Source organism: Frondihabitans peucedani, from assembly GCF_039537585.1.
Classification (GTDB): Bacteria; Actinomycetota; Actinomycetes; order Actinomycetales; family Microbacteriaceae; genus Frondihabitans; species Frondihabitans peucedani.
This window is the reverse complement of the sequence record NZ_BAABAU010000004.1, coordinates 41,713-64,031: the sequence shown is the minus strand read 5'-3', so window position 1 is coordinate 64,031 and position 22,319 is coordinate 41,713. Positions and strand designations below refer to the sequence as shown.

21 protein-coding genes are annotated in these 22,319 nt (G+C 71.6%); 18 read left to right on the top strand and 3 right to left on the bottom strand.

Annotated elements, in window-relative coordinates; genetic code table 11:
* Positions 1–15: 15 nt before the first annotated feature.
* The 16 genes from ABD733_RS13685 (at position 16) to ABD733_RS13610 (ending at position 17,573) form a co-directional block, all read left to right on the top strand.
* Positions 16–801 (top strand): BtpA/SgcQ family protein, encoded by a 786-nt coding sequence (locus tag ABD733_RS13685; RefSeq protein WP_344797154.1) that lies wholly within the window; start codon positions 16–18, stop codon positions 799–801.
* Positions 802–866: 65 nt separating this feature from the next.
* Positions 867–2,054: an SIS domain-containing protein gene (locus tag ABD733_RS13680; protein WP_344797152.1), complete on the top strand. Its 1,188-nt coding sequence runs from the start codon at positions 867–869 to the stop codon at positions 2,052–2,054.
* Positions 2,047–2,952: a carbohydrate kinase family protein gene (locus ABD733_RS13675; protein WP_344797150.1), complete on the top strand. Its 906-nt coding sequence runs from the start codon at positions 2,047–2,049 to the stop codon at positions 2,950–2,952. Before ABD733_RS13680 ends, ABD733_RS13675 begins: the two co-directional genes overlap by 8 nt.
* On the top strand, positions 2,949–3,677 hold the full coding sequence (locus ABD733_RS13670) for an aspartate/glutamate racemase family protein (RefSeq protein WP_344797148.1): 729 nt from the start codon (positions 2,949–2,951) through the stop codon (positions 3,675–3,677). Before ABD733_RS13675 ends, ABD733_RS13670 begins: the two co-directional genes overlap by 4 nt.
* Positions 3,674–5,212 (top strand): amidohydrolase family protein, encoded by a 1,539-nt coding sequence (locus ABD733_RS13665; RefSeq protein ID WP_344797146.1) that lies wholly within the window; start codon positions 3,674–3,676, stop codon positions 5,210–5,212. Before ABD733_RS13670 ends, ABD733_RS13665 begins: the two co-directional genes overlap by 4 nt.
* A complete protein-coding gene (locus ABD733_RS13660; RefSeq protein WP_344797144.1) occupies positions 5,209–6,156 on the top strand; it encodes a polysaccharide deacetylase family protein in 948 nt (315 codons plus the stop codon). Before ABD733_RS13665 ends, ABD733_RS13660 begins: the two co-directional genes overlap by 4 nt.
* Positions 6,143–7,966 carry an oligopeptide/dipeptide ABC transporter ATP-binding protein gene (locus tag ABD733_RS13655; protein WP_344797142.1) on the top strand — a complete coding sequence of 608 codons (1,824 nt, stop codon included), beginning with the start codon at positions 6,143–6,145 and terminating at the stop codon, positions 7,964–7,966. Before ABD733_RS13660 ends, ABD733_RS13655 begins: the two co-directional genes overlap by 14 nt.
* The gene (locus tag ABD733_RS13650; protein ID WP_344797140.1) at positions 7,963–8,823 is read left to right on the top strand and encodes an ABC transporter permease; all 861 of its coding nucleotides are present in this window, start codon (positions 7,963–7,965) and stop codon (positions 8,821–8,823) included. Before ABD733_RS13655 ends, ABD733_RS13650 begins: the two co-directional genes overlap by 4 nt.
* An 8-nt stretch (positions 8,824–8,831) precedes the next feature.
* On the top strand, positions 8,832–9,818 hold the full coding sequence (locus ABD733_RS13645) for an ABC transporter permease (RefSeq protein ID WP_344797138.1): 987 nt from the start codon (positions 8,832–8,834) through the stop codon (positions 9,816–9,818).
* A 112-nt stretch (positions 9,819–9,930) separates the two neighbouring features.
* Positions 9,931–11,526, top strand: a complete 1,596-nt coding sequence (locus ABD733_RS13640) for an ABC transporter substrate-binding protein (protein ID WP_344797135.1) — start codon at positions 9,931–9,933, stop codon at positions 11,524–11,526.
* 91 nt (positions 11,527–11,617) lie between these two features.
* Complete coding sequence (locus tag ABD733_RS13635) at positions 11,618–12,298, top strand: GntR family transcriptional regulator (protein ID WP_344797133.1); 681 nt, start codon at positions 11,618–11,620, stop codon at positions 12,296–12,298.
* 149 nt (positions 12,299–12,447) lie between these two features.
* Positions 12,448–14,091: an APC family permease gene (locus tag ABD733_RS13630; RefSeq protein WP_344797131.1), complete on the top strand. Its 1,644-nt coding sequence runs from the start codon at positions 12,448–12,450 to the stop codon at positions 14,089–14,091.
* Between the two features lie 107 nt (positions 14,092–14,198).
* Positions 14,199–14,849 carry a TetR/AcrR family transcriptional regulator C-terminal ligand-binding domain-containing protein gene (locus tag ABD733_RS13625; protein WP_344797129.1) on the top strand — a complete coding sequence of 217 codons (651 nt, stop codon included), beginning with the start codon at positions 14,199–14,201 and terminating at the stop codon, positions 14,847–14,849.
* A gap of 279 nt (positions 14,850–15,128) precedes the next feature.
* Positions 15,129–15,584 (top strand): hypothetical protein, encoded by a 456-nt coding sequence (locus ABD733_RS13620; RefSeq protein ID WP_344797127.1) that lies wholly within the window; start codon positions 15,129–15,131, stop codon positions 15,582–15,584.
* A 7-nt stretch (positions 15,585–15,591) separates the two neighbouring features.
* A complete protein-coding gene (locus ABD733_RS13615) occupies positions 15,592–15,792 on the top strand; it encodes a hypothetical protein (RefSeq protein ID WP_344797125.1) in 201 nt (66 codons plus the stop codon).
* A gap of 59 nt (positions 15,793–15,851) precedes the next feature.
* Entirely contained in the window at positions 15,852–17,573 is a 1,722-nt protein-coding gene (locus ABD733_RS13610) for an ABC-F family ATP-binding cassette domain-containing protein (RefSeq protein WP_344797123.1), read from the top strand.
* A 106-nt stretch (positions 17,574–17,679) separates the two neighbouring features.
* Here ABD733_RS13610 and ABD733_RS13605 read toward each other — a convergent pair whose 3' ends face one another.
* The 3 genes from ABD733_RS13605 to ABD733_RS13595 form a co-directional block, all read right to left on the bottom strand.
* Complete coding sequence (locus ABD733_RS13605; RefSeq protein WP_344797121.1) at positions 17,680–18,327, bottom strand: LppP/LprE family lipoprotein; 648 nt, start codon at positions 18,325–18,327, stop codon at positions 17,680–17,682.
* A gap of 58 nt (positions 18,328–18,385) precedes the next feature.
* Positions 18,386–19,366: a hypothetical protein gene (locus ABD733_RS13600; RefSeq protein ID WP_344797119.1), complete on the bottom strand. Its 981-nt coding sequence runs from the start codon at positions 19,364–19,366 to the stop codon at positions 18,386–18,388.
* A gap of 93 nt (positions 19,367–19,459) precedes the next feature.
* Positions 19,460–19,915 (bottom strand): MarR family winged helix-turn-helix transcriptional regulator, encoded by a 456-nt coding sequence (locus tag ABD733_RS13595; protein ID WP_344797117.1) that lies wholly within the window; start codon positions 19,913–19,915, stop codon positions 19,460–19,462.
* Positions 19,916–20,024: 109 nt separating this feature from the next.
* Here ABD733_RS13595 and ABD733_RS13590 point away from each other — a divergent pair, with 109 nt between their 5' ends.
* Together ABD733_RS13590 and cls are read left to right on the top strand one after the other, a co-directional pair.
* Positions 20,025–20,759, top strand: a complete 735-nt coding sequence (locus ABD733_RS13590) for an SDR family oxidoreductase (RefSeq protein ID WP_344797115.1) — start codon at positions 20,025–20,027, stop codon at positions 20,757–20,759.
* Between the two features lie 74 nt (positions 20,760–20,833).
* Complete coding sequence (cls, locus tag ABD733_RS13585) at positions 20,834–22,297, top strand: cardiolipin synthase (RefSeq protein ID WP_344797113.1); 1,464 nt, start codon at positions 20,834–20,836, stop codon at positions 22,295–22,297.
* Positions 22,298–22,319 lie beyond the last annotated feature (22 nt).

Here is a 22,319-nt window from a genome sequence, read left to right as displayed (position 1 = left end):
CCCGGAGGAGTACCGATGAACGCGTTCCGACTGGTCGGCGTCCTGCACCTCCCGCCGCTGCCCGGCGCTGCCAACTACGCCGGTGTCTCCGTCGCCGAGATCGCTCGGAACGCGGCCGAGGACGCGGTCGTCCTCGAGCAGGCAGGCTTCACCGACGTCATGGTCCAGGATGCCAGCGACGAGCCGCAGCCCGCGGTCGTCGGGCCCGCCACCGTCGCCGCGCTCGCCGTGGTCGGCGCCGCCGTCCGTGCCGCCACCACGATCGGCCTCGGTGTCGTCGTCGGTCACAACGACGGCGCCTCGGCGGTCGCCATCGCCCACGCGATCGGCGCCTCGTTCGTCCGCGTCAAGGTCCTCACCGGGGTCTCGGTCGGGCCGACCGGCTACCTCGAGGGCTGCTCGCTCGAGGTCGCGCAGATGAAGCGCCTCCTCGGCAGCGACGTCGAGGTCTGGGCCGACCTCCACGAGGCGACCAGCCTGGCGCTCGCGGGCGATCTCGCCTGGGCTGCCGCGCAGGCGCTCGACTTCGGCGGCGCCGACGCGGTCGTCGTGACCCGCGACTCCGGCGTGGACGACGCCGTGGCGGACATCGCGAGCCTCCGGGCGAGCGGCGTCGTGCCGGACGACGTGCCCGCGATCATCGGCGGCCGCGTGACCGAGCGCTCGATCGACACGGCCCTGGCCGGCGCCGACGGCGCGATCCTCGGCAGCGTCCTGAAGGACGGCCGCGGCCACGACGCGCGCATCGACCCCACGGTGGCGACGGCGCTCGGCCGAGCCGGCCGCCTCCTCGACGCCTGACCGGCGCCGACCGCCCCTTCTTCTCGTTCCCCCCGCCTCGCCCCGATCCCGGAGACAGCACAGCCATGACCGACCAGACCCTCGACAGCCCGCTCCTCGCCGACGGCAGTCCGCTCGACGACCGTCAGAAGGCCGTCGTGGAGCGCGTGTCCGCGAAGGAGCGCGCCGGGATCCTGGCCCTCCCCACGGACGACCCGCTGGACCCCGAGCGCCGACGCCGCGTGGACGCGACCCGCGGCGAGATGCTCGGGCAGCAAGGCGCCATCCGCGCCACCTGGGAGAGGAACGCCGACGCTCTCCCCGGCATCGCGGCGCGCATCGCCGGCCGCCGCCTCGACCGGGTCTTCCTCGTCGGCGCCGGCGACTCGCTCGCCGTCATGATCGCCGCCCGCCGCACCCTCGAGCTGATGCTCCGCGTGCCCTGCGAGCCGGTGCAGGCCCTCGAGTTCGCCTACTACCAGCAGCACCTCGTCACCTCCGACTCGCTGGTCGTCGCCCTGTCGAGCTCCGGCGAGACGACCCGCACCGTCGAGGCCCTCCTCGTCGCGCAGCACGCCGGCGCCCTGACTCTCGCCCTGACGAACACCCCCGGCTCGACCCTCGACGTCGAGAGCGGCGACACCCTCCTGCTCGCCGCGACGCGGGTGGGCTGGCCGACCCAGTCGTCGACCACCGCGCTGTCGCTGCTGCTCCTCCTCGCGGTCGAGGTGGGCCGCCTCCGAGGCGTCGACGGCGCGGAGGCCCTCCGCGCCGAGCTCGAGACCCTGCCCGAGACCGTCGAGACGGTCCTCGAGGACCTCGACGACCAGGTGGCCGAGATCGCCCGGATCGAGGCCGAGCGCACCATGTACCTCTTCTCCGCCGGCGGCCCGACCTGGGCTGCGGCCATCATCGGTGCCGCGAAGGTCAAGGAGACGAGCCCCGACCACGCCGTCGAGATCCAGGTCGAGGAGTTCCACCACTACAACAGCCAGAAGCCGGGCGAGCCGATGTTCCTCTTCGCCCCGAGCGGGCCGTCGGTGCCGCGCGGCGTCGACACCGGCCGCGACGCGCACCGCTACGGCGGGACGCTCTACGTGGCGACGACCGTCGGCGAGACGGCCTTCGACGGGATCGCGGACGACATCCTGCGCCTGCCGGTCGTCTCGGAGGCGCTCAGCCCCCTGCTCTACGTGCTGCCCGCGCAGCTCATCGGCTACCACCTCGGCATGGCGAAGTTCGCCGTCGCCGAGCGCGAGGCGTCCCGTGGCTGAGTCGACCGGAGCCGCCGAGCGCGCTGCGTCGCGGAGGTCGCTCGTCTGCGTCGGCAACCTCACGATCGACGAGGCCGTGCACGACGGCATCCCCTCCGAACCGGCGATGGGCGGTGACGCCGCCTATGCGGCCCTCGCCGCCCGACGCGTGCTCGACGACGTGTCGATGCTCGCCCCGACCGGCACCGACCTGCCGGAGTCGGTCCTCGACGACCTCCGGGCGGCCGGCGTCAAGGTCGACGACCTGCCCGCCCGCGACCTGCTGACGGTCCGCAACACCATCACGTACGGCGTCGACGGCTCCCGGGTCTGGGCGCTCCACGGCACCGACGAGCACTTCGACCGCATGTCGGTCTACCCCGACGACGTCCCCGCGAGCGTGCTCGCCGCCGACGGGATCGTGCTCTCGGCCATGAGCCTCGACTCGCAGCTCGCGCTCACGCCGTGGCTCCGGGAGCGCACCGGCGCCGCGCTCTACCTCGACCTCCAGGAGGACTACCTCGACGGACACCGCGACGAGCTCCTCGCGATCGTCGCCCTCGCCGACGTGTTCCTCCCGAGCGAGGTCGAGGCGATCGCCCTCGCCGACACCCACGACCTCGAGGAGGCCGCCCGGTTCTTCTCCTCGCTCGGCCCGAGCGTCGTCGCCATCAAGCGGGCGGCCGCCGGGTCGCTCGTGCTCGACGGCGGTGCCGTCGCCCTCGTGCCGAGCGAGCCCGTCGACGCGGTCGACTCCACCGGCGCCGGCGATGCGTTCTGCGGGGCCTTCGCCGCCGCGCACCTGGTCTCCGGCGACGCCGTCGAGGCGGCCCGCGCAGGATCGGAGGCGGCCCGCGTCGCGATCCGCGGCTTCGGCATCACGGAGCTCCTCGCCGAGGCGCTCGAGGTGCGCGCGTGACCGGCCCGTTCCGCATCGCCGTCGTGAACCCCAACACGACCACGACCATGACGGACCGCGTCGTCGCCGCGGCGACGCCCGCGGCCCGGCCCGACACCGTGCTGGTGCCGGTGACCCCGACGAGCGGCGTGCCGAGCGTCGAGAGCCACATCGACGAGGTGCACGCCGCCCTCAGCGTGCTCGTCGAGGTCGAGCGGCTCGAGGCCCTCCCGCCCGGGGAGCGACCCGACGCCTACGTCGTCGCCTGCTTCGGCGACACCGGTCTGCCCGGCGCCCGCGAGGCGGCTCGAGGCCCGGTCGTCGGCATGACCGAGGCTGCGCTCCTGACCGCGACCCAGATCGCCCACCGCTTCACCGTCATCACCATGCCGCCTCGCACCCGCGAGCAGTCCGACCGGGTCGTCCTCACCCTGGGCCTCGGCCACCGGGTCGTGGTGCGTGCCGTCGACGAGCCCGTCTCGGCTGTCGCCGACTCGTCGCTGCAGCTGCTCGACCTGTTCGCGGCCGAGGGGCGCCGGGCGATCGAGGAGGACGCCGCCGAGGCGATCGTCCTCGGCTGCGCCGGGCTCGCCGAGCTCGTGGAGCCGCTCTCCGAGGCCCTCGGGGTGCCCGTCGTCGAGGGCGTGGCTGCGGCCGTGGTCCTCGCCGAGGGGATGCTCGCCCAGGGCCTCGGCACGTCGCGCATCGCCACCTGGCAGGCGCCGACGCCGGGAGGAGCCTCGTGAGCGAGACGCTCTTCACCTCCGTGTACGTCTACGACCAGGACTCCGAAGCCGGGATGGTCGGCCCGCTCGACGTCCTCGTGTCGGGGGCGGGCATCCTGAGCATCGGCGCTGCAGCGGCCGGGCTCGCCGCACCCGACGCCTCGCGCGTCGACGGCCGCGGACACCACCTCCTGGTCCCGGGCCTCATCAACGCCCACTACCACTCGCCGGCGAACCACCTGAAGGGGCTGCTCCCGAGCATGCCGCTCGAGAGCTTCATGCTCTACGAGTCGCCGGCGGATCCTGCGCTCCGGCCGACGCCCCGCGAGGCGTACCTCCGAACGATGCTGGCCGCGCTCGAGATGCTTCGGACCGGGACGACCACCGTGCAGGACGACGCCTTCGTCATGCCGCACCCCACGCCGGAGATCGTCGACGCGATGATGCAGGCGTACGAAGACGCCGGGATCCGCGCCAGCCTCGCCCTCGACCAGCCCACGCTGACCGAGCGCGAGAAGCTGCCGTTCATCGGCGGGTACGACGGCGCGGCCCTCGGCGAAGCGCTCGACGAAGCGCTCGACGCGGCACCGCCGATGGGCCCCGACGGCCTGCTCGAGATGTACGACCACCTGTTCTCGCGGTGGCACGGCGCAGCGGACGGGCGCCTCACCGCGGCCGTGTCGATCTCGGCTCCGCAGCGCGTCGACGTGCCGTACTTCGAGGCGCTCGACGACCTCAGCCGGACCCACCGCGTGCCGCTGTTCGCGCACATGCTCGAGACGAGGGTGCAGCGCACCCTCCGCACCGAGCAGGAGCGCTTCGGCGGGCGCTCGCTCGTCGGCTACACCGGAGACCTCGGCCTGCTGAGCGACCGGATGAACGTGATCCACGCCGTCTGGACCGACGCCGACGACCTGGAGCTCATCGCCGAGGCGGGTGCCGTGATCGCCCACAACCCGATAAGCAACCTCCGGCTCGGCAGCGGCGTCGCCCCGTACCGCAGGATGCTCGACCTCGGCATCCCGGTCGCGCTCGGCATCGACGAGGCGATCTGCGACGACTCGGCCAACCTCTGGGGCGTCGTGAAGACCGCGGGCCTCATCCACAACATCGGCGGTCGGCCGAGCTCGGAGTGGCCCACCGCCCGCGAGGTGCTCGGCAGCCTCTGGGACGGCGGCGCCGCGGCCCTCCTCCAGAGCGACCGGCTGGGCCGCATCCGCGAGGGATACGCCGCCGACCTGACGATGCTCGACCTGCACGGCGCCGCCTTCACGCCGCTCAACGACGTCCGCGGACAGCTCGTCTACTGCGAGTACGGCGCCGACGTCCGGCTCACGATGGTCGACGGCCGGATCGTCTTCGACGGCGAGCGGATCACCACCGTCGACGAGCCCGCCCTGCTGGCCGAGGCGCGCGAGACGTTCGCCCGGAAGCTCCCCCTGATCGAGCGCACGAACGCGGAGGCCGCCGTGCTCCAACCCTCCTACGACGCCATGGTCGCCCAGGCGGCCCGCACCGACGTCGGCATGAACAGATGGATCGGAGACCCCGCATGAGCACCACCACCGGCGACGACGTGCCCCTCGACTCGCACGACCGCTACGACTACTCGCCGATCACCGAGGGCGCCCCCGGCACCTGGCCGGGCGGCAGGCGGCTCGCCGTCTACGTCGCCCTCGGGATCGAGGACTACCACTTCGGCGCGGGCCAGACCGAGAACCTCCTCGAAGGCGTCCCCGCCCCCGACCTCGTCAACACGAGCTGGCGCGACTACGGCAATCGAGTTGGCGCCTTCCGGGTGCTCGACCGGCTGGCCGAACTCGGCATCCCGGCCACGATCCTCCTGAACACGGCCGTGTACGACACCGCGCCGGAGCTCCTGGCGCACGCCCGGGCTCACGGAGCCGAGCTCATCGGCCACGGCGTCTCGAACTCCGACTCGCTCGAGGGCCTGTCGGAGCCCGACGAGAAGGCCTACCTCCTCTCGGTCGCCGACCGGATCGCCGCCGAGGAGGGCGCGGCACCGCAGGGCTGGTCGAGCCCGTGGCTGACCCACACCGACGCCACGGTCGACCTCCTCGGCGAGACCGGCTACCGCTACCTGCTCGACCTCCGCCTCGACGACCGGCCGGTGTGGCTGACGACGCGGTCCGAGCCCCTGCTCGCGATCCCGTACGCGCTGGAGCTCAACGACTCCACCTCCGTCATCGGCCGCGGAGTCGGCGCCGCCGAGTTCGCCGACATGCTGATCGACGAGTTCGACGAGCTCCTCGTGTCGGGCGGCGACCAGCCGCTCGTCATGAGCATCGTCGTCCACTCGTTCATCTCGGGGGCGCCGTTCCGCCTCCGCCAGCTCACCCGCGCTCTCGAGCACCTCGTCGCCCGCCGCGACGACGTCTGGTTCGCTCAGCCGCGCGACATCTACGACGCCGTCCGGGCCCGCACCGGCGCAGGCACCGGCGTCGACGAGACCGAGGAGGCGCAGGATGTCCTCTCCTGACCCGATCGCCGGCCGCCGCGACGAGACTCCCGCGGCTCCCGCGGCCGCCATCCGCGGCCTGACCGTCAGCCTCGAGCGCGACGGCGCCCGCACCGACGTCCTGCGGGGCCTCGACCTCGAGATCCGCCGCGGCGAGATCGTCGGCCTCGTCGGCGAGTCCGGCTCTGGCAAGAGCGTCCTCGCCCTGGCGATGATGGGCCTCCTGCCGCAGGCGTCCCGCCCGCAGACGACCGGCTCGATCGAGATCGCCGGCACCGACATGCTCGCCGGGTCGCCCGAGAGCCTGCGGCGCGTGCGGCGCGAGGAGCTCGGCGTCATCTTCCAGGACCCGATGACCTCGCTCGACCCGACCATGCGCGTCGGCAAGCAGATCACCGAGGCGACGCACGACCGCGACGAGTCCCTCCGGCTGATGTCGGCCGTCGGGATCGGCGACGCCGCGCTCCGGTTCACGGTGTTCCCGCACGAGCTCTCCGGCGGCCTCCGCCAGCGCGTCATGGCAGCCATCGCCTCGGCCGGCCGCCCCTCGCTGATCATCGCCGACGAGCCGACGACCGCGCTCGACGTCACCGTGCAGGCGCAGGTCCTCGACCTCCTCCGGAACCTCCGCGACGAGTTCGGCTGCAGCGTCGTGCTCATCACCCACGACCTCGCCGTCGCGGCGCAGATCGCCGACCGCATCGCCGTCCTCTACGCGGGCAGGATCGCGGAGCTCGGCGAGGCCGACGTCGTCCTGCGCGCGCCGACGCACCCCTACACGGTGGGGCTCCTCGCCGCGCGCCTCTCGCTCGAGACGCCCCGCGACGCGATCCTGCGCACCCTCCGCCCGGAGACGGCGACGCCCGCCGAGCGCCTCCGCGGCTGCGCCTACTCGTCGAGGTGCCTGCTCGCCGACGACCACTGCCGCGAGGAGCAGCCGCCCCTCCTGGCCGTCGACGGATCCGCCGCGGTCGACGGCACCCGGCACGTCCGGGCCTGCTGGCGGGCCACCGACGAGGTCCTGGCGCTCGCCGCCGAGCGGCCCGCCGTGTCGCCCGCGCTCGCCGCCCCGGTCGCAGCCGCCGCCGGTCGCCCGGCCGTCCGCCTCGCAGGCGTGCACCAGCGCTTCGTCGTCCGGGGCGGCGGTGCCAGAAGGCGCGAGGTCCACGCCCTCCGCGGCATCGATCTCGTCGTCGAGGCCGGCGAGGCCGTGTCGATCGTGGGGGAGTCCGGCTCCGGCAAGTCGACGCTGCTCCGCGCGGTCGCCGGCCTGACGCCCGCCACCTCGGGCACCGTCGAGGTCGCCCCCGGCGGCGCTCAGATGGTGTTCCAGGACGCCGGGTCGTCGCTCACCCCGTGGCTGACGGTCGGCGAGATCCTGCGCGAGCGCCTCGTCCCCGAGCGTCTCGGCCGAGCTGAGAGCCTCCGCCGCGTCGAGGCCGCCCTCGAGGCCATCGGGCTGCCGGCGCAGGTCGCCCGGGTGCGCCCGGCCGACCTCTCCGGCGGTCAGCGGCAGCGTGTCGCCCTCGCCCGGGCGACCATGATCCCGCCCGCCGTCCTGCTCTGCGACGAGCCGACGAGCGCCCTCGACGCGTCGCTCGCCGCGAGCGTCCTCAACCTCATCCGGACGATGCGGCAGCAGCTCTCGATGACCGTGCTCTTCGTCACCCACGACCTCTCCGTCGCCCGACTGATGGGCGACCGCGTGGTCGTCATGACCGAGGGCGCGATCGTCGAAGACGGCCCGGCCGACGACGTCATCCACCGGCCGCAGCACCCCTACACGCGGTCGCTCCTCGCCTCCGTGCCCGAGATCGGGGTCGCAGGATGAGCGCCGACCTGACCGCCCGCCGCTTCGGCGTGCCCCAGGTCACGATCGCCCGGTTCGCCGGACGCCGCCTGAACCTCGCTCTCGTGGGCCTCGTGATCCTGCTGACCCTCGTCGCCCTGCTCGCCCGGGTGATCGCGCCGGACAACCCGGTGCAGCCGGTCGGCGGGCTGAACCTCCCGCTCGGATCTCCCGACCACCTGCTCGGCACCGACGGGATCGGCCGCGACATCCTGAGCCGGACCCTCTGGGGCGTCCAGACCAGCTGGTTCTCGGCGCTCGCGGTCGTCGCGTCGGGACTCGTCATCGGCGGGATCATCGGCGTGGCCGCAGGAGTGGCCGGCGGCTGGCTCGACAACCTGCTGATGCGGCTCACCGACCTGTTCCTGGCCCTCCCCGGAACACTCGTCGCCATCGCGCTCGTCGCGGCACTCGGCTACGGGCTCGAGAACACGCTCATCGGGATCGCCGTCGTCTGGTGGCCCTACTACGCCCGCATCATCCGCGGCGAGACGAAGGCCATCGCCTCGAGGCCCCACGTCGAGGCGGCGCGCCTGGCCGGGATCGGCCGCACCCGCGTCGTCCTGCGCCACATCGTGCCGGGCGTCGTGCCGACCGCGATCGTGACGGCGAGCCTCGACATCGGCAACGTCGTGATCCTGCTGGCCGGCCTGTCGTTCCTCGGCCTCGGACAGGCGGCCCCCGCGCCGGAGCTCGGCGCCGACACCGCCCGCAACCTCCAGCAGCTGCTCACGCAGTGGTGGGTGCCGGTCGTGCCCGGGCTCGCCGTGCTCGTCCTCAGCCTCGTCGCGAACCTCGGCGGCGACGCCATCCGCAACCTGCTCAGCCGGAACCGGTAGGAGACGACATGACCCGCTTCCTGCTCCGACGGACCCTCTCGGCCGTCGTCCTCGTCCTCGTGCTCACCGCCGTCGTGTTCGTGCTCCAGGCCGTCTCGCCTGGCGACCCGGTGAAGGCGTACCTCGGCGCCAACGCCTCGCCCTCGGCGGTCGCCGCCGAGCGGAAGACGCTCGGCCTCGACCAGCCGCTGCCCGTGCAGTACCTCCACTACATCGTCCGCGCGCTGCACGGCGACCTCGGCATCTCGCTGCGGACGCACCGGCCGGTCGCGAGCGACCTGCACGACTTCCTGCCGGCGACCATCGAGCTCGTCCTCGTGGCGTTCGTCGTCGCGATCCTGCTCGGCTGCCTCTACGCGGTGTCGGGATCGCTCCGCTGGCCGGGCGGCGCGTTCTTCCGCGGACCGCTGCTCGTGCTGGCCACGGCGCCGCCGTTCCTCCTCGCGCTCGGCGGGATCATCCTCTTCTACGCGCAGCTGCAGGTGCTCCCGGCGGCCGGACGCGGGGCCGACCAGTCGTCGCCGACCGGGTTCCTGCTGGTCGACAGCCTCCTCGGCGGAGACGTGTCGGAGTGGGCGGCCGCGGTGCAGCACCTGGTGCTGCCGGCGGTGATCCTGGCGATCGCCCCGTCGATCTCGATCGGCAGGATCCTGCGCTCCAGCCTGGACACGACCCTCGCCTCCGATCACGTCCGCACCGCCCGCGCGAAGGGGCTCACGCCGCTCGCGGTCCTCGGGAAGCACGTCGTGAGGAACTCCCTCGGGCCGGGCCTGTCGATGGCGGGCCTCCAGCTCGGCTTCATGTTCGCCGGCGTCGTCGTCGTCGAGCAGGTCTTCAGCTGGCCGGGGATCGGCAACTACCTCGCCGCCAGCATCCCCACCTCCGACTTCCCGGCGATCGCGGGCGTGACGCTCGTGCTCGGGATCATCTACATCGTCGCGAACGCCGTCGTCGATGTCCTCCAGGCCGTCGCGGACCCCCGGCTCACGCCGTGACCGCGACCAGCACCACCCCGCTGCACCCGCACCCGCACCCGCACCTGCCCGTCACCGCACCATTCCTCCCGCCGGAACGCACAGCATCCGGTCCATCCCGCAAGGAGTCGAAGTGAAGAACGCACTGCGCAAGACCGCCACCAGGGGGGTCGTCGCCGCCCTGGCGGTCAGCTCCCTGGTCGTCCTGGCCGCCTGCTCGTCCGCCGGCGGCGGCTCGACGAAGGCCAACGCCGCCCCCACCGACGGCGTGCTGACCGTCGGCCTCCTCGGAGACATCGGCCAGCCGCCGGACCCCGACATCTACTACGCCAACAACGGCCTCGCCATCGTCCTGAACACCTACGAGGGCCTCGTCCAGTACGCGAACAACGTCGACACCGTGAAGATCGCGCCCCGCCTCGCGACCTCGTGGACGGTCAACAAGACGAACACCGTCTACACGTTCACGCTCCGGAGCGGCGTGACCTTCCACGACGGCACGAAGTTCACCTCCGAGGCCGTCAAGGCGTCGTTCGACCGCCGCACGGCGGTCAAGGGCGGCGCGGCGTACATGACCGCGGGCGTCCAGAGCGTCGCCACCCCCGACGACCTCACCGCCGTCGTGACGCTCAAGGCGCCGAACTCGGCGTTCCTCGACTACCTCGCCTCGCCGTTCGGCCCGAAGATGGAGTCGCCGACCGGTCTCGAGAAGCACGCAGGATCGGACGACGCGCAGACGTACCTGCAGACACACGACCTCGGCACCGGCCCCTACGAGCTGACGACGGCGAACACCGGGTCGAAGTACGGCCTCACGCAGTACTCGGGCTACTGGGGCACGAAGTCGCCCTTCAAGACCGTCGACCTCCCCGTCTACACTGACGTGTCGGCGCTCCAGCTCGCCTTCGACAACGGCGACGTGTCGGCCATCGTCGCCGCGCTCCCCTCGTCGAGCCTGACGAAGTACGACGGCAACAAGAAGTTCGACAGCGTGTTCCTGCCGACCCTCCAGTCGGCGCTCCTCACGGTGAACCCGTCGAAGTCGTTCTTCTCCACCAAGGAGGCGCGCACGGCGTTCATGCAGTCGATCGATCAGAAGCAGCTCGTCAAGGAGGTGCTCGGGGCCCGCTCGTCGGTCGCCACGACCCTCTACGCCAAGGGCATGATCTCCGACGGCTCGGACAAGCAGGACATCGGCTACGACCCGAAGGTCTTCGCCGCCTACGCCAAGACACTGCCCACGGGCACGAAGATGACGATCGGCTACGCGTCCGACAACACCAACGCGCAGTCGATGGCCAACATCGTCACGGCGAACCTGCAGAACGACGGCATCACCGCCACCGCGCAGGGCTACCCGACGTCGCAGGTGTTCGGCTGGGCGAACGACCCCACCAAGGGCCCCGACGCCTTCATCGACGGCAACAACGGCCCCGACGGCGGCAGCCCGTACATGTGGGGCCACGTGTTCTGGGACAAGAGCGGAGGGATCAACTACTTCCTCTGCGACAGCCCCTCGACCGACGCCGACCTCAACCAGGCCGTCGCCACCGGTGACACCTCGCTCTACGCCAAGGCCGCTCAGACCTACTCGGCGACGGGCTGCTACATGAACCTGTCGTACAACAAGGACTGGGTCGTGTCGCAGAAGTGGCTGACCGGTGTGGCCGAGGCCCATAACATCGGTGCGAACGAGCTCGACTTCTCCAAGCTCGGAATCGCGAAGTAGCACCGATCCGGCTCCGGGGGGCACCCGCCCCCCGGAGCCCGTCCCGGCTCGGGGTGCGAATGCCTCAGAGCCCGTCCCGTGAGGAGCGGACATGACCGACCCCGACGAAGCCGGCGCCTCCGAGCGACCCGAGTCGCTGTCGCAGAAGGCCTACTTCGCGATCCGCGAGGGCATCATCAAGGGGGAGTACCCCCAGGGCTCCCGCCTGGCCGAGGCCCGCATCGCCGCCGAGATGCACATGTCGCGCGTGCCCCTCCGGGAGGCCGTGCCGCAGCTCGAGCAGGAGGGCTTCGTCCGGACCTTCCCGCGCCGCGGCGCCCTCGTCACGGTGTGGGACGAGAAGGCCGTCAACGACCTCTTCGACCTGCGCACATACCTCGAGGTCGGCGCCGCGCGGTTCGCCGCCCGCGAGGTCTCGCGCGGGGCCGACTTCGAGCCCCTCGCGAAAGCTCTGCACTACTCGCAGGATGTCGTCCACTCCGGCGACGCCTACCGGGTCGCCGAGGCGAGTACCTGGTACCACGAGGCGATCGTCGACCTCTCGGGCAACGACCTGATGAAGAAGGTCATGCGCTCGGTGACCGGCCGCGTGCTCTGGCTGTTCTACCTCACCTCGCAGCTCGACGTCGACGAGGCCTTCGACGACCACGTCGCGCTCGCCGAGGCGATCCGCTCGGGCAACGAGCGCGTGGCCGAATCCGTCGCCTACATGCACATCGAGCGCGACCGCATCCCGTCGTTCACCGCTCTGCGGCAGGCTGCGCCGAGCTGAGGTGCGGTCGGCGCCCCGCCGCCTGGCCCCTTGTGAAATTCTTGTTTCGGCGGTGACGCGTGGGGCCTGAAATGGAGTAGTTTCTCCGTCGGTGCAAGATTGCGCTGCGTGCACGAATCCGCGTGCGCGACACGGAGGAGGACCCCGCCATGACCGCCAGCGACCTCACGAAGACGATCCCGGACACCGGGCTCAAGCGCCAGATCGGCTTCATCGGCCTCATGTGGGCCTCCGCCGGATCGATCATCGGCTCCGGCTGGCTGTACGGAGCGGAGAAGGGCCTCGCCCAGGCCGGGCCCGCCGCGATCATCTCGTGGCTCATCGGAGCCGTGGCGATCCTGATCCTGGCCCTCGTCCACGCGGAGCTCGGCGGCATGTACCCGATCGCGGGCGGCACCGCGCGGTTCCCGCACCTCGCCTTCGGCGGCGTCGCCGGAGCGTCGTTCGGCTGGTTCTCCTGGCTGCAGGCCGTCACGGTCGCGCCGATCGAGGTGAGCGCGATGATCGGCTACGGCTCGGACTACGTGCCGTTCGCCAAGGGGTGGATCACCTCCAAAGGGCTCCTGACCCCGCCCGGGATCGTGGCCGCGATCCTGATCATGCTCGTCTTCGTCGTCATCAACTTCCTCAGCGTCCGGGCCCTCGCCAACACGAACTCCGCAGCCACCTGGTGGAAGATCGGCGTGCCGGTGTTCGCGATCCTGGTGCTCGCGATCTTCAACTTCCACGGGGGCAACTTCACCGCCTCGAACGGCTTCGCGCCCGAGGGGCTCCGGGGCGTCATCGCGGCGATCCCCAATGCGGGCATCGTGTTCGCGCTCCTCGGCTTCGAGCAGGCCGACCAGCTCGCCGGCGAGTCGGTCAACCCGAAGCGCGACATCCCGCGCGCGGTGATCGGGTCGGTCCTGATCGGCCTCGTCATCTACCTCGCCCTGCAGGTCGTCTTCATCGCGGCGATCCCCGCCGACAGGATCATGGGCACCTGGACGGCGACGGCGACGCAGTTCGCCACCGGTCCGTTCGCGCTCGTCGCGACCGCCGTCGGGCTCGGCTGGCTCGCTGTGATCCTTTACATCGACGCCGTCATCAGCCCCGGCGGCACCGGCCTCATCTACTTCACGGCGACCAGTCGAGTGTCGTTCGGCCTCAGCAAGAACGGCTACTTCCCCCGCGTCTTCGAGGCGACCACCCGCCGCGGGGTCCCGTGGTTCGGCCTCGTCGTCGCCTGGGTCTTCGGCTGCATCTGCTTCCTGCCGTTCCCGAGCTGGCAGTCGCTCGTCGGTCTCATCACGAGCGCGTCCGTGCTGATGTACGCCGGCGCACCGCTCGCGCTCGGCGCCTTCCGCAAGCGGATCCCCGACGTCGAGCGCCCGTACCGGCTCCCCGCGGCCTTCATCCTGTCGCCGCTGGCCTTCATCGTGGCGAACCTGATCATCCTCTGGACCGGGTGGGAGACCGACTGGAAGCTCGGCCTCTGCATCATCCTGGGCTACATCGTCATCGTGCTGAACCGCGCATTCAAGCTGAACTCGACGCCCGTGCACTTCAACTGGAGGAGCGCGCAGTGGCTGTTCCCCTACCTCGTCGGCATGGGGCTCATCATCTACCTGAGCGACTGGAACCCGAGTGGGCCGAACCTGTTCCCGTTCGGGATCGACATCCTGGTCACGGCCGCCTTCAGCCTGGTGATCTACTTCTGGGCGATCAACACGTCGGTGTCGAAGGACGGAATCCTCGAGATGGCCGAGGAGACCGCCGCGATCACCGAGTCGTCGGAGATGCCGCTGGCCTGATCGGGCCGCTGGGCACCTGCTCCGCCGCCCGCCGGCCGCCTGGCGCCCGCCCTGGTGCCCGCCCCGCGGCCCGCCGGAACGCAGGATCGCGACGCTACGCTGGAGCCGTGGATTCCCCAGGAGCGCGCCGGGTCGGCAGGCCCCGCGACCCCTTCGTGGAGGAGCGCCTGCTGCGGGTCACCCAGGAGCTGATCGCCGAGGTCGGCATCGAGGCGCTCACCATCAACCGCGTCGCCGAGCGGGCCGGCGCGAGCAAGGCGACGCTCTTCCGGCGCTGGGACGACAAGCGCTCGCTGGTGCGCGACGCCGTGGCCGCGTTCGACATCGACACGACGATCCCGAACACCGGCTCGCTCCGTGGCGACCTGGAGGCGCTGGTCCGGGCGTGGGTCAGCCCGATCGGCTACCCGCCGTCCGAGTTCCGGCACGTCATCGCGGCGATCTCGCGCGACCCCGACATCTGGCGCGCCTACGACGCCGCCACGCACGCCGAGCGCACCCGCGGCCTCACGGTCGTCGTGAAGCGCGCCGTCACTCGAGGCGAGGCCGAGCCGGTCCGCTACGACGCCGCGTTCGTGACGCGGGCGGTGCACGCGCTCGCAGTGGAGCACGCCGCGCAGCGCGAGCTCCCGCTCGACGAGGCGTTCGTCGCGCGCGTGCTCGACAGCATCGTCGAGCCGATCCTCGGCGTGGGGCGCGACCCCGAGGCGGATGCGCGCGATGTCGCTGCGGGGATCCCGTTGCACGTGCGGCGGTAGCTCGGGCGGGCGGTCGGTGGTGCGTGCTCACTCTCGCGACACGCATTTCGGCTCGAGACACCGGTCGTGCTGCGTGTCTCCGTCTCGCGACATGCATTTCGGCCCGAGACACCGGTCGTGCCGCGTGTCTTCCGCCGAACTGCGTGTTGCCGTCGCGCGCCCCGGAGTCCTCGCTCGCTTATGACCAGCTCCTCCGGGCCCGCGACTCCTGGGCATATGCGCATGTGACATGATGTGTTCCAGGCGAAAGCGATTCGCCTCAGAGCAAAGGAGCTCGAAATGGCAAAGAAATACTCACGACCCGCCGCACTGGTCGTCACACTCACGATCGTCGCCGCGATGCAGGTGATCGCCGTCGGCCCGGCGAATGCAGAATCATCGCGCCGAACGCCCGAGATCCGTCACGAGCTGACACGATCTGAATCCTCGTTCACGGACCTTTCGCCCCGCGAGCCGGCCGGGCAGTACGTCTACACCTGCCTCCTCGAGAACGGGAAGACAGTGACGCTCGGTACGACGACGCCGAAGAAGGGAGCCTGCCGGGGCTGGGTCTCCTCGTCGATTGGGGGCAAGCAGGTCGCAAGCGTCAACACCGGCGGCACACTCGGACCCGGAGACAAGCTCAGTTGTCTTTTCAGTGGGGGAGTGTTCCTCATGAGCCTCTTCGGTGGCCCGGTCGGCTGGGGCACCGCGGGCGGCATCGTCTCGCTCGGGCTCGGCTGCACCGGCTGGTGAGGCGGCCATGACGCGCTGGACCACGCCACCGAACCTCCTCGTCAGCATCCTGCTCGGTGCGGCGGCCGTCATCCTGCTCGCCGACGGCCACGTCAGCGTGCCGCGTCTCGTCGGGGCCGTCCTCGTCGGCGTGCTTGGGCTCTGGGGCATCGGTGCCGCTGCCGTGTTGAGGCTCAGGGCCGAGCCACGCAGTCGCCGACGGCCCTAGCGGAGCCCTGGCCGAGGCGCCGCGCGTCGAGCCCACCGCGAACCTGAGACGATGGACGCATGACCGCAACGCTGGTGGCCAAGGGCCTCGCCGGTGGCTACGCCGCCCGGACCCTCTTCGACGACCTCGACCTGACGGTCGCACCCGGAGACGTCGTCGGCGTGGTCGGAGTGAACGGCGCCGGCAAGTCGACGCTCCTCAGGCTGCTCGCAGGCATCGACGAGCCGCTGGCCGGCACTGTGTCGCTCGCTCCGGCCGACGCCTTCGTCGGCTGGCTGCCGCAGGAGCACGAGCGCCTCGCCGGAGAGACGGTCTCGGCGTACATCGCGCGCCGGACGGGGTGCGCCCAGGCGACGCTCGACATGGACCAGGCGGCGGCCGCGCTCGGCGACCTCGACGCACCTGACGACGCCGCCGACGCCTACTCGACGGCCCTCGACCGGTGGCTGGCCTCCGGTGCCGCCGACCTCGACGACCGTCTCCCCGTCGTCCTGGCCGACCTCGGGCTCACGCTCCGCGATGCGCAGCCGTCGACGGCAGGGATGCAGGAGACCGGAAAGACCGGAGAGGCCGGCGAGCAGCCGGCCGTGGTCGGCGCCGACTCCCTGATGACCTCGCTCTCGGGAGGCCAGGCGGCCCGCGTGGGGCTGGCCGCACTCCTGCTGTCCCGCTTCGACGTCGTCCTGCTCGACGAGCCCACCAACGACCTCGACCTCGACGGTCTCGCTCGCCTCGAGGAGTTCGTCCGGGGTCTCCGCGGCGGCGTCGTCCTGGTCAGCCACGACCGCGAGTTCCTGGCACGCTCGGTCACCCGTGTGCTCGAGCTCGACCTCGCGCAGTCGTCCAACCGGGTCTTCGGCGGCGGCTACGACTCCTACCTCGAGGAGCGCGAGATCGCCCGGCAGCAGAAGCGCGACGCCTACGACGACTTCGCCTCCACCAAGGCCGACCTCGTCGGACGGGCGCGCACCCAGCGCGAGTGGTCGAGCCAGGGCGTCCGCAACGCGATGAAGAAGTCACCCGACAACGACAAGATCCGCCGGAAGGCCGCCTCCGAGTCGAGCGAGAAGCAGGCGCAGAAGGTGCGCCAGATGGAGTCCAGGATCGCCCGCCTCGACGAGGTCGACGAACCCCGCAAGGAGTGGCAGCTCGAATTCTCCATCGGCTCGGCGCCGCGGTCGTCCGCCGTCGTCGCGACCCTGGCCGACGCCACCTTCACGCAGGGCGGCTTCACCCTCGGGCCGGTCTCGCTCCAGGTCAACGGAGGCGAGCGGATCTCGATCACCGGCCCGAACGGCGCCGGCAAGTCCACCCTGCTGCGCGCGCTGCTCGGCCAGCAGGACCCCACCAGCGGGACGGCGTCGCTCGGCACGTCCGTGGCCGTCGGCGAGATCGACCAGGCCCGCGGCCTCTTCGTCGGGCCCGAGCTGCTGGCCGCCGTCTTCGAGGGCCTGGTGCCCGACCTCGCTCAGGCCGAGGTGCGGACCCTGCTCGCCAAGTTCGGGCTCAAGGCCGACCACGTGCAGCGGGCCGTCGGCGAGCTGTCGCCGGGGGAGCGGACCCGCGCCGGGTTGGCGCTGCTGCAGGCCCGGGGTGTCAACGTCCTGGTGCTCGACGAGCCGACCAACCACCTCGACCTCGCCGCGATCGAGCAGCTCGAGACCGCCCTCGAGTCGTACGACGGCACCCTCCTGCTCGTGACGCACGATCGCCGCATGCTCGAGGCGGTCCGGACCGACCGGCACTGGCGGGTGGAGGCCGGGCGGGTGAGCGAGGTCTAGGTCGCTGCCATGCGGCTCGGGCTCGGCGTCGGGCTCGGGCTCGGCGGGTCAGCTCGGCGTCGGCACCGCGCCGCGGCGGGTGCCCTGCGCCGACGTGCGGCGCCGATCAGCCGACCGGCGGCGTCTGCCCGCTGAACTGCACCTTCTGCGCCGCGCTGCTCCACGTCAGGGTCGCGCGGGTCGTCCCGCTCCGGTCGGCGTCGCTCTCGCCCGGCTTCGCGTAGTGGTACGTCACGGCCAGTGACGACCCGCCCGTCCGGGCTACGTCGGGGTGGAACGAGTACGCCGCCTTCGTCGCTGTCCCGAGGTACTCGCCGTCATGGAACAGCAGGATCGCGTACGGCGAACTCGCCGTCGCGCCGGTCAGGCCGAGAGTCACCCACGACAGCGCCGAGCAGGGCTGGTAGGTGGAGTAGTCGGCGTTCGCGGCGTCCCAGGTGGCATCCGGGAGGCCGCTCGGCAGAGCGAGCGACGCGATGCCCTTCGCTGCTGCGGCCCGCCCGCTCGAGGGCCCGCAGGATCCGGCGCCCGACGTCGCACCGTCTGACGGCGAGCTCGCGGGTGGCGTCTGCGGAGCGGAGCTCTGGGGTGCCGGCTCCGGAGCCAACGACTGCCCTGCTGTCCCGGTCGAGGAGGCCGGACTGCTGGGTGCGGTCACCGGCGTCGACTGCGAGCCGGTGCATCCGGCGAGCGAGCCGGCCAGGACAGCTGCGGAGGCGATCGCGGCGAGTCGGTGCTGAGTGCGGGTGAGCATGTCGCCACTCTGTCACCTCGCCCGCGAGCTCGTCGGGCCCTCTCGTCAGCGGCCCTCGTCAGTCGCCGGACCTGCCGGCCCAGACGTTGGGGCCGGTCTTCGTGAGGTGACCGGGCCCGGAGTCGGGCCGACTGCCGTCGACGCGCAGTTCGAACACGACGTCCTGAGCGCCGAAGGCGACCGCGCCGCCGTTGGCTCTCAGCTGCGCGTTCGACGCACAGGAGGACCCCGACACCTCGTCTACCGCGATGAGGCAGACGCGACCGGCGGTGTCGACGGTGACCCAGGCCCGGGCCTTCCCGAAGGAACCCGCGTAGCGCAGTTGATCGAGCCGGAGACCGTCGAACACGTCCGACGCCGGATGCCTGAGGAAGGCGGGCGGGGCATCCGCCGGCGTCCGATCTCTCCGCAGGATGGCGAACGAGGCGTAGGGCTGTCCGAGCGGGAATGCGGAGGGGTCGCCAGAGACACGGGGGCGAGAGACAGCCTCGCCCCGGCCTTTGAACCACACGTTCGGCAGGATCTGATGGAAGCCGGCTCCGACGGTGCCCGCCGGCCGCGTGCCGTCGGCGGCGATCTCGAATGCGAAGTGGTCGCCGGCCCCGTAGGCGAAGACGGGGCTCCCGGGCGTCGGCGCCGCTGACGGAACCGCGCCGCAGCCGCTCGACACGATGGCACCGTCGTCGTGATCCGTCGTGAACACGCAGACCTCGCCTCTGCCGTCGACGCCGAGCCAGCCATCCGACGAGGCGGAGGTCACGAGGTGCCGCACGGTGCCGGGAAGGTACGTGTCCGAGTCCGACTTGTCGGCCTTCGCGGGCAGCACGTCGGCCGCGAGCCGCGGGGTGCGCAGGATCGCGAGGGAGGAGTAGGGGTACCCGGAGGGCGTCACGGGCTGCAGGATCGGGGTCGTGCCCGCTGATCCTGCGCCGGTGTCTGCCCCGGCACCGTCGGTCGTCCGCGGCCCGAAGGCCAGGATCGCGACGATGGCGACCGCTCCCACAGCAGCGGCCCCGACGGCGATGCGCTCGAACTTCATGTCCCCCCCCGATCGTCGAAAGCCTAGCGGCGGCCCGGCAGTGCTCAGGAGCACCCGTTCGGGGCGGGTTCGACCACCGGGCTCGGGTCGACGTCAGCTCGGGAGGCCGGGGTTCGCGTCGATGATCTTGGCGAGCAGTGCGCTCAGGCGGCGCGCCTCGTCCGCGGTGAGCGGGGCTGCGAGCTCGGCCTGCACGCGGTCGGTCGCCGACTGGAGCTCGGCGAGGGCCTTCCGCCCGGCGGCGGTGAGGGCGACCACGTTGCGGCGCCGGTCGGACGTGTCGGTGGTGCGCGTGATCCTGCCCGCGTCGTCGAGTCGGGTCGCGATCGTGTTCACGGCGTTCCGGTCGAGGCCCAGGATCCGCCCCAGGTCGGCCTGACTGATCGGTCCGCGCTCCTCGAGAGCTGCGAGCACGGCGTAGTCCGAGCGCCCGTTCGCCGGCAGCTGCGCCGCCGTGAGACGCGTGCCCAGGAGGTTGAGCCTGCCGGCCTGCCACGTGAGGAGCGATCGCAGGCGGGCGGGGGCGCGTTCCGAGTCGTCTTCCACCACGCGGCAACACTAGCCGCTCGCACGCCGATCGTTGACATCGACAACGATTGCGCTTATCGTTGTCGGCGGCAACGTTGTTGCTGACAACGATCAAACGAGAGGCACCACCATGAATGCACCCATCGAAGCGACCGGACACGTGGTCCTCGTCCCGGGCGGGACCGGCGGAGTCGGCGAGGGGGTCGTCCGCGCCTGGCTGGCCGCGGGCGCCGACGTGGTCGTCCCGACCCGCACCGAGGAGCGGGCGGCCGAGTTCCGAGACGTCCTCGGCGGCGCGGCGACAGACCGGCTCCACCTGGTCGTCCAGGACTACACGACCTTCGAGGGGGCGGCCCGGCTGGTCGAGCAGACGGTCGGCTTCCGGGGGTCCCTCGATTCGGTGGTCGCACCCGTCGGCGGGTGGTGGCAGGGCGGCCGTCTCGACGCGATCACCCCCGCCGACTGGGCCGAGGCCTTCACAGGGCTCGCGACTGCGCACATGGCGGTCCTCCGCGCCGCTCTGCCCGTGCTGTCCGGCGCTGGCGCCTACTCGGTCGTCGTCGGCGACTCGGCCGTCTGGCCCGTGCCCGGGAGCGGCCTCGTCAGCATGGAGCAGGCCGCGATCCTGATGATGCAGCGCGTCGCCGTCGCGGAGGCGACTCCTCTGCAGCGCGTCTTCGCCCTGCAGCTCGGACCGGTGAGCACGCGGCACGCGGCCGGCGCCGTCGACGCGGTCGACGTCGGGCGGGTCACGATCGCCGCCTCCGTGGGGGAGGCCCCCGGCCGTGCGCTGGCCCTGCACGACGGAGACGAGGTCGAGGCGGCGCTGCGATCGCTCGCGCCGGGCGCAGCTCCCTCCGCGTAGCCGCTGTGCGCCCTCTCTCCACAGGCCAGGGCGCGCTGGTCACGGCGAGCCGCGCGGGCGGATAGCCTCGCACCATGAACTGGAAATCGGTGACGAAGGCCGTGGCCGCCGTCGTGACTGTCGTCAACTTCTTCCTGCGCTTCGGCGGGCTCATCGCCATCCCGCGCAATCGGCGTCCGACGACGGCGCTCGCCTGGCTGCTGGTGATCTTCGCGCTCCCGATCCCCGGCACGGCGGCGCTCAACCTGTTCGGGTCGACGCGCCTGCCGAAGGGCCGGCGCGAGAAGCAGACCGAGATCAACGACTTCATCCTCGACACGACGTCGGGTCTCGATCTCGTCACGAAGGAGGAGAGCTGGCCGCGCTGGTTCGGCTCCGTGGTCGACCTCAACCGGAAGCTCGGCGCGATGCCCCTCGTCGGAGGCAACGACGCGAAGCTGATGGACGACTTCCCCGTGATCATGCGCGAGATGACCGCCGCCGTGAAGAAGGCCGAGCGCTACGTCCACGTCGAGTTCTACCTCTTCGCGAGAGACAAGGCGACCATCGAGTTCTGTCAGGCCCTCGAAGACGCCCACAGGCGGGGCGTCATCGTCCGAGTGCTCTACGACGACTGGACGACGCTCCGCAACCCGGCGGGCAAGGCGACCATCGCTTGGCTCACGAAGACCGGCATCCCGTTCCGGGCGATGCTCCCGGTGCGGGCGCGCACGATCCTGCGTCGCCGGCCCGACCTCCGGAACCACCGAAAGGTCGTGGTCGTCGACGGCATCGTCGGCTTCATGGGCTCGCAGAACCTCGTCGATCCCGACTACAACAAGGCGAGCAACCGGCGACGGCACCTGCGCTGGAAAGACCTCATGATCCGGCTCGAGGGCCCGGTCGTCGCGGGTGTCAACGCGATCTTCATCACCGACTGGTTCGCCGAGACCGACGAGCTCCTGCAGCGCGAGGCCGACCCGATCCACGCCGTCGACGAGCCCGACACGCTCGACTGCCAGATCGTGCCGTCCGGGCCCGGGTTCGAGGGCGAGAACAACCTCCGGCTGTTCAACGCGCTCGTCTACGGCGCGCAAGAGCGGCTGATCATCGTCAGCCCCTACTTCGTGCCCGACGACTCGATGCTCTACGCGATCACGACCGCGGCCCAGCGCGGCGTCGAGGTGCAGCTGTTCGCGTGCGAGGTCGGCGACCAGTTCATGGTGTACCACGCGCAGCGGTCGTACTACGAGACGCTGCTCCGGGCAGGCGTCCGGGTGTTCCTCTACGAGAAGCCGATCGTGCTGCACGCGAAGCACTTCACGATCGACTCCGACGTCGCGGTCGTCGGCTCGTCCAACATGGACATGCGGTCCTTCAGCCTCGACTTCGAGGTGTCGGTGATGATCCGCGGGCGGCGCTTCGTCGACCGGCTCCGCGCCATCGAAGACGACTACCGCTCGAAGTCGCGCGAGCTCACCCTCGAGGCGTGGCTCGACCGGCCGCTCCTCGCCCGGGTGCTCGACAACGTGATGCGGCTGACCGCGGCGGTCCAGTAGGTCCTGGCGCGCGCGTGCTCCG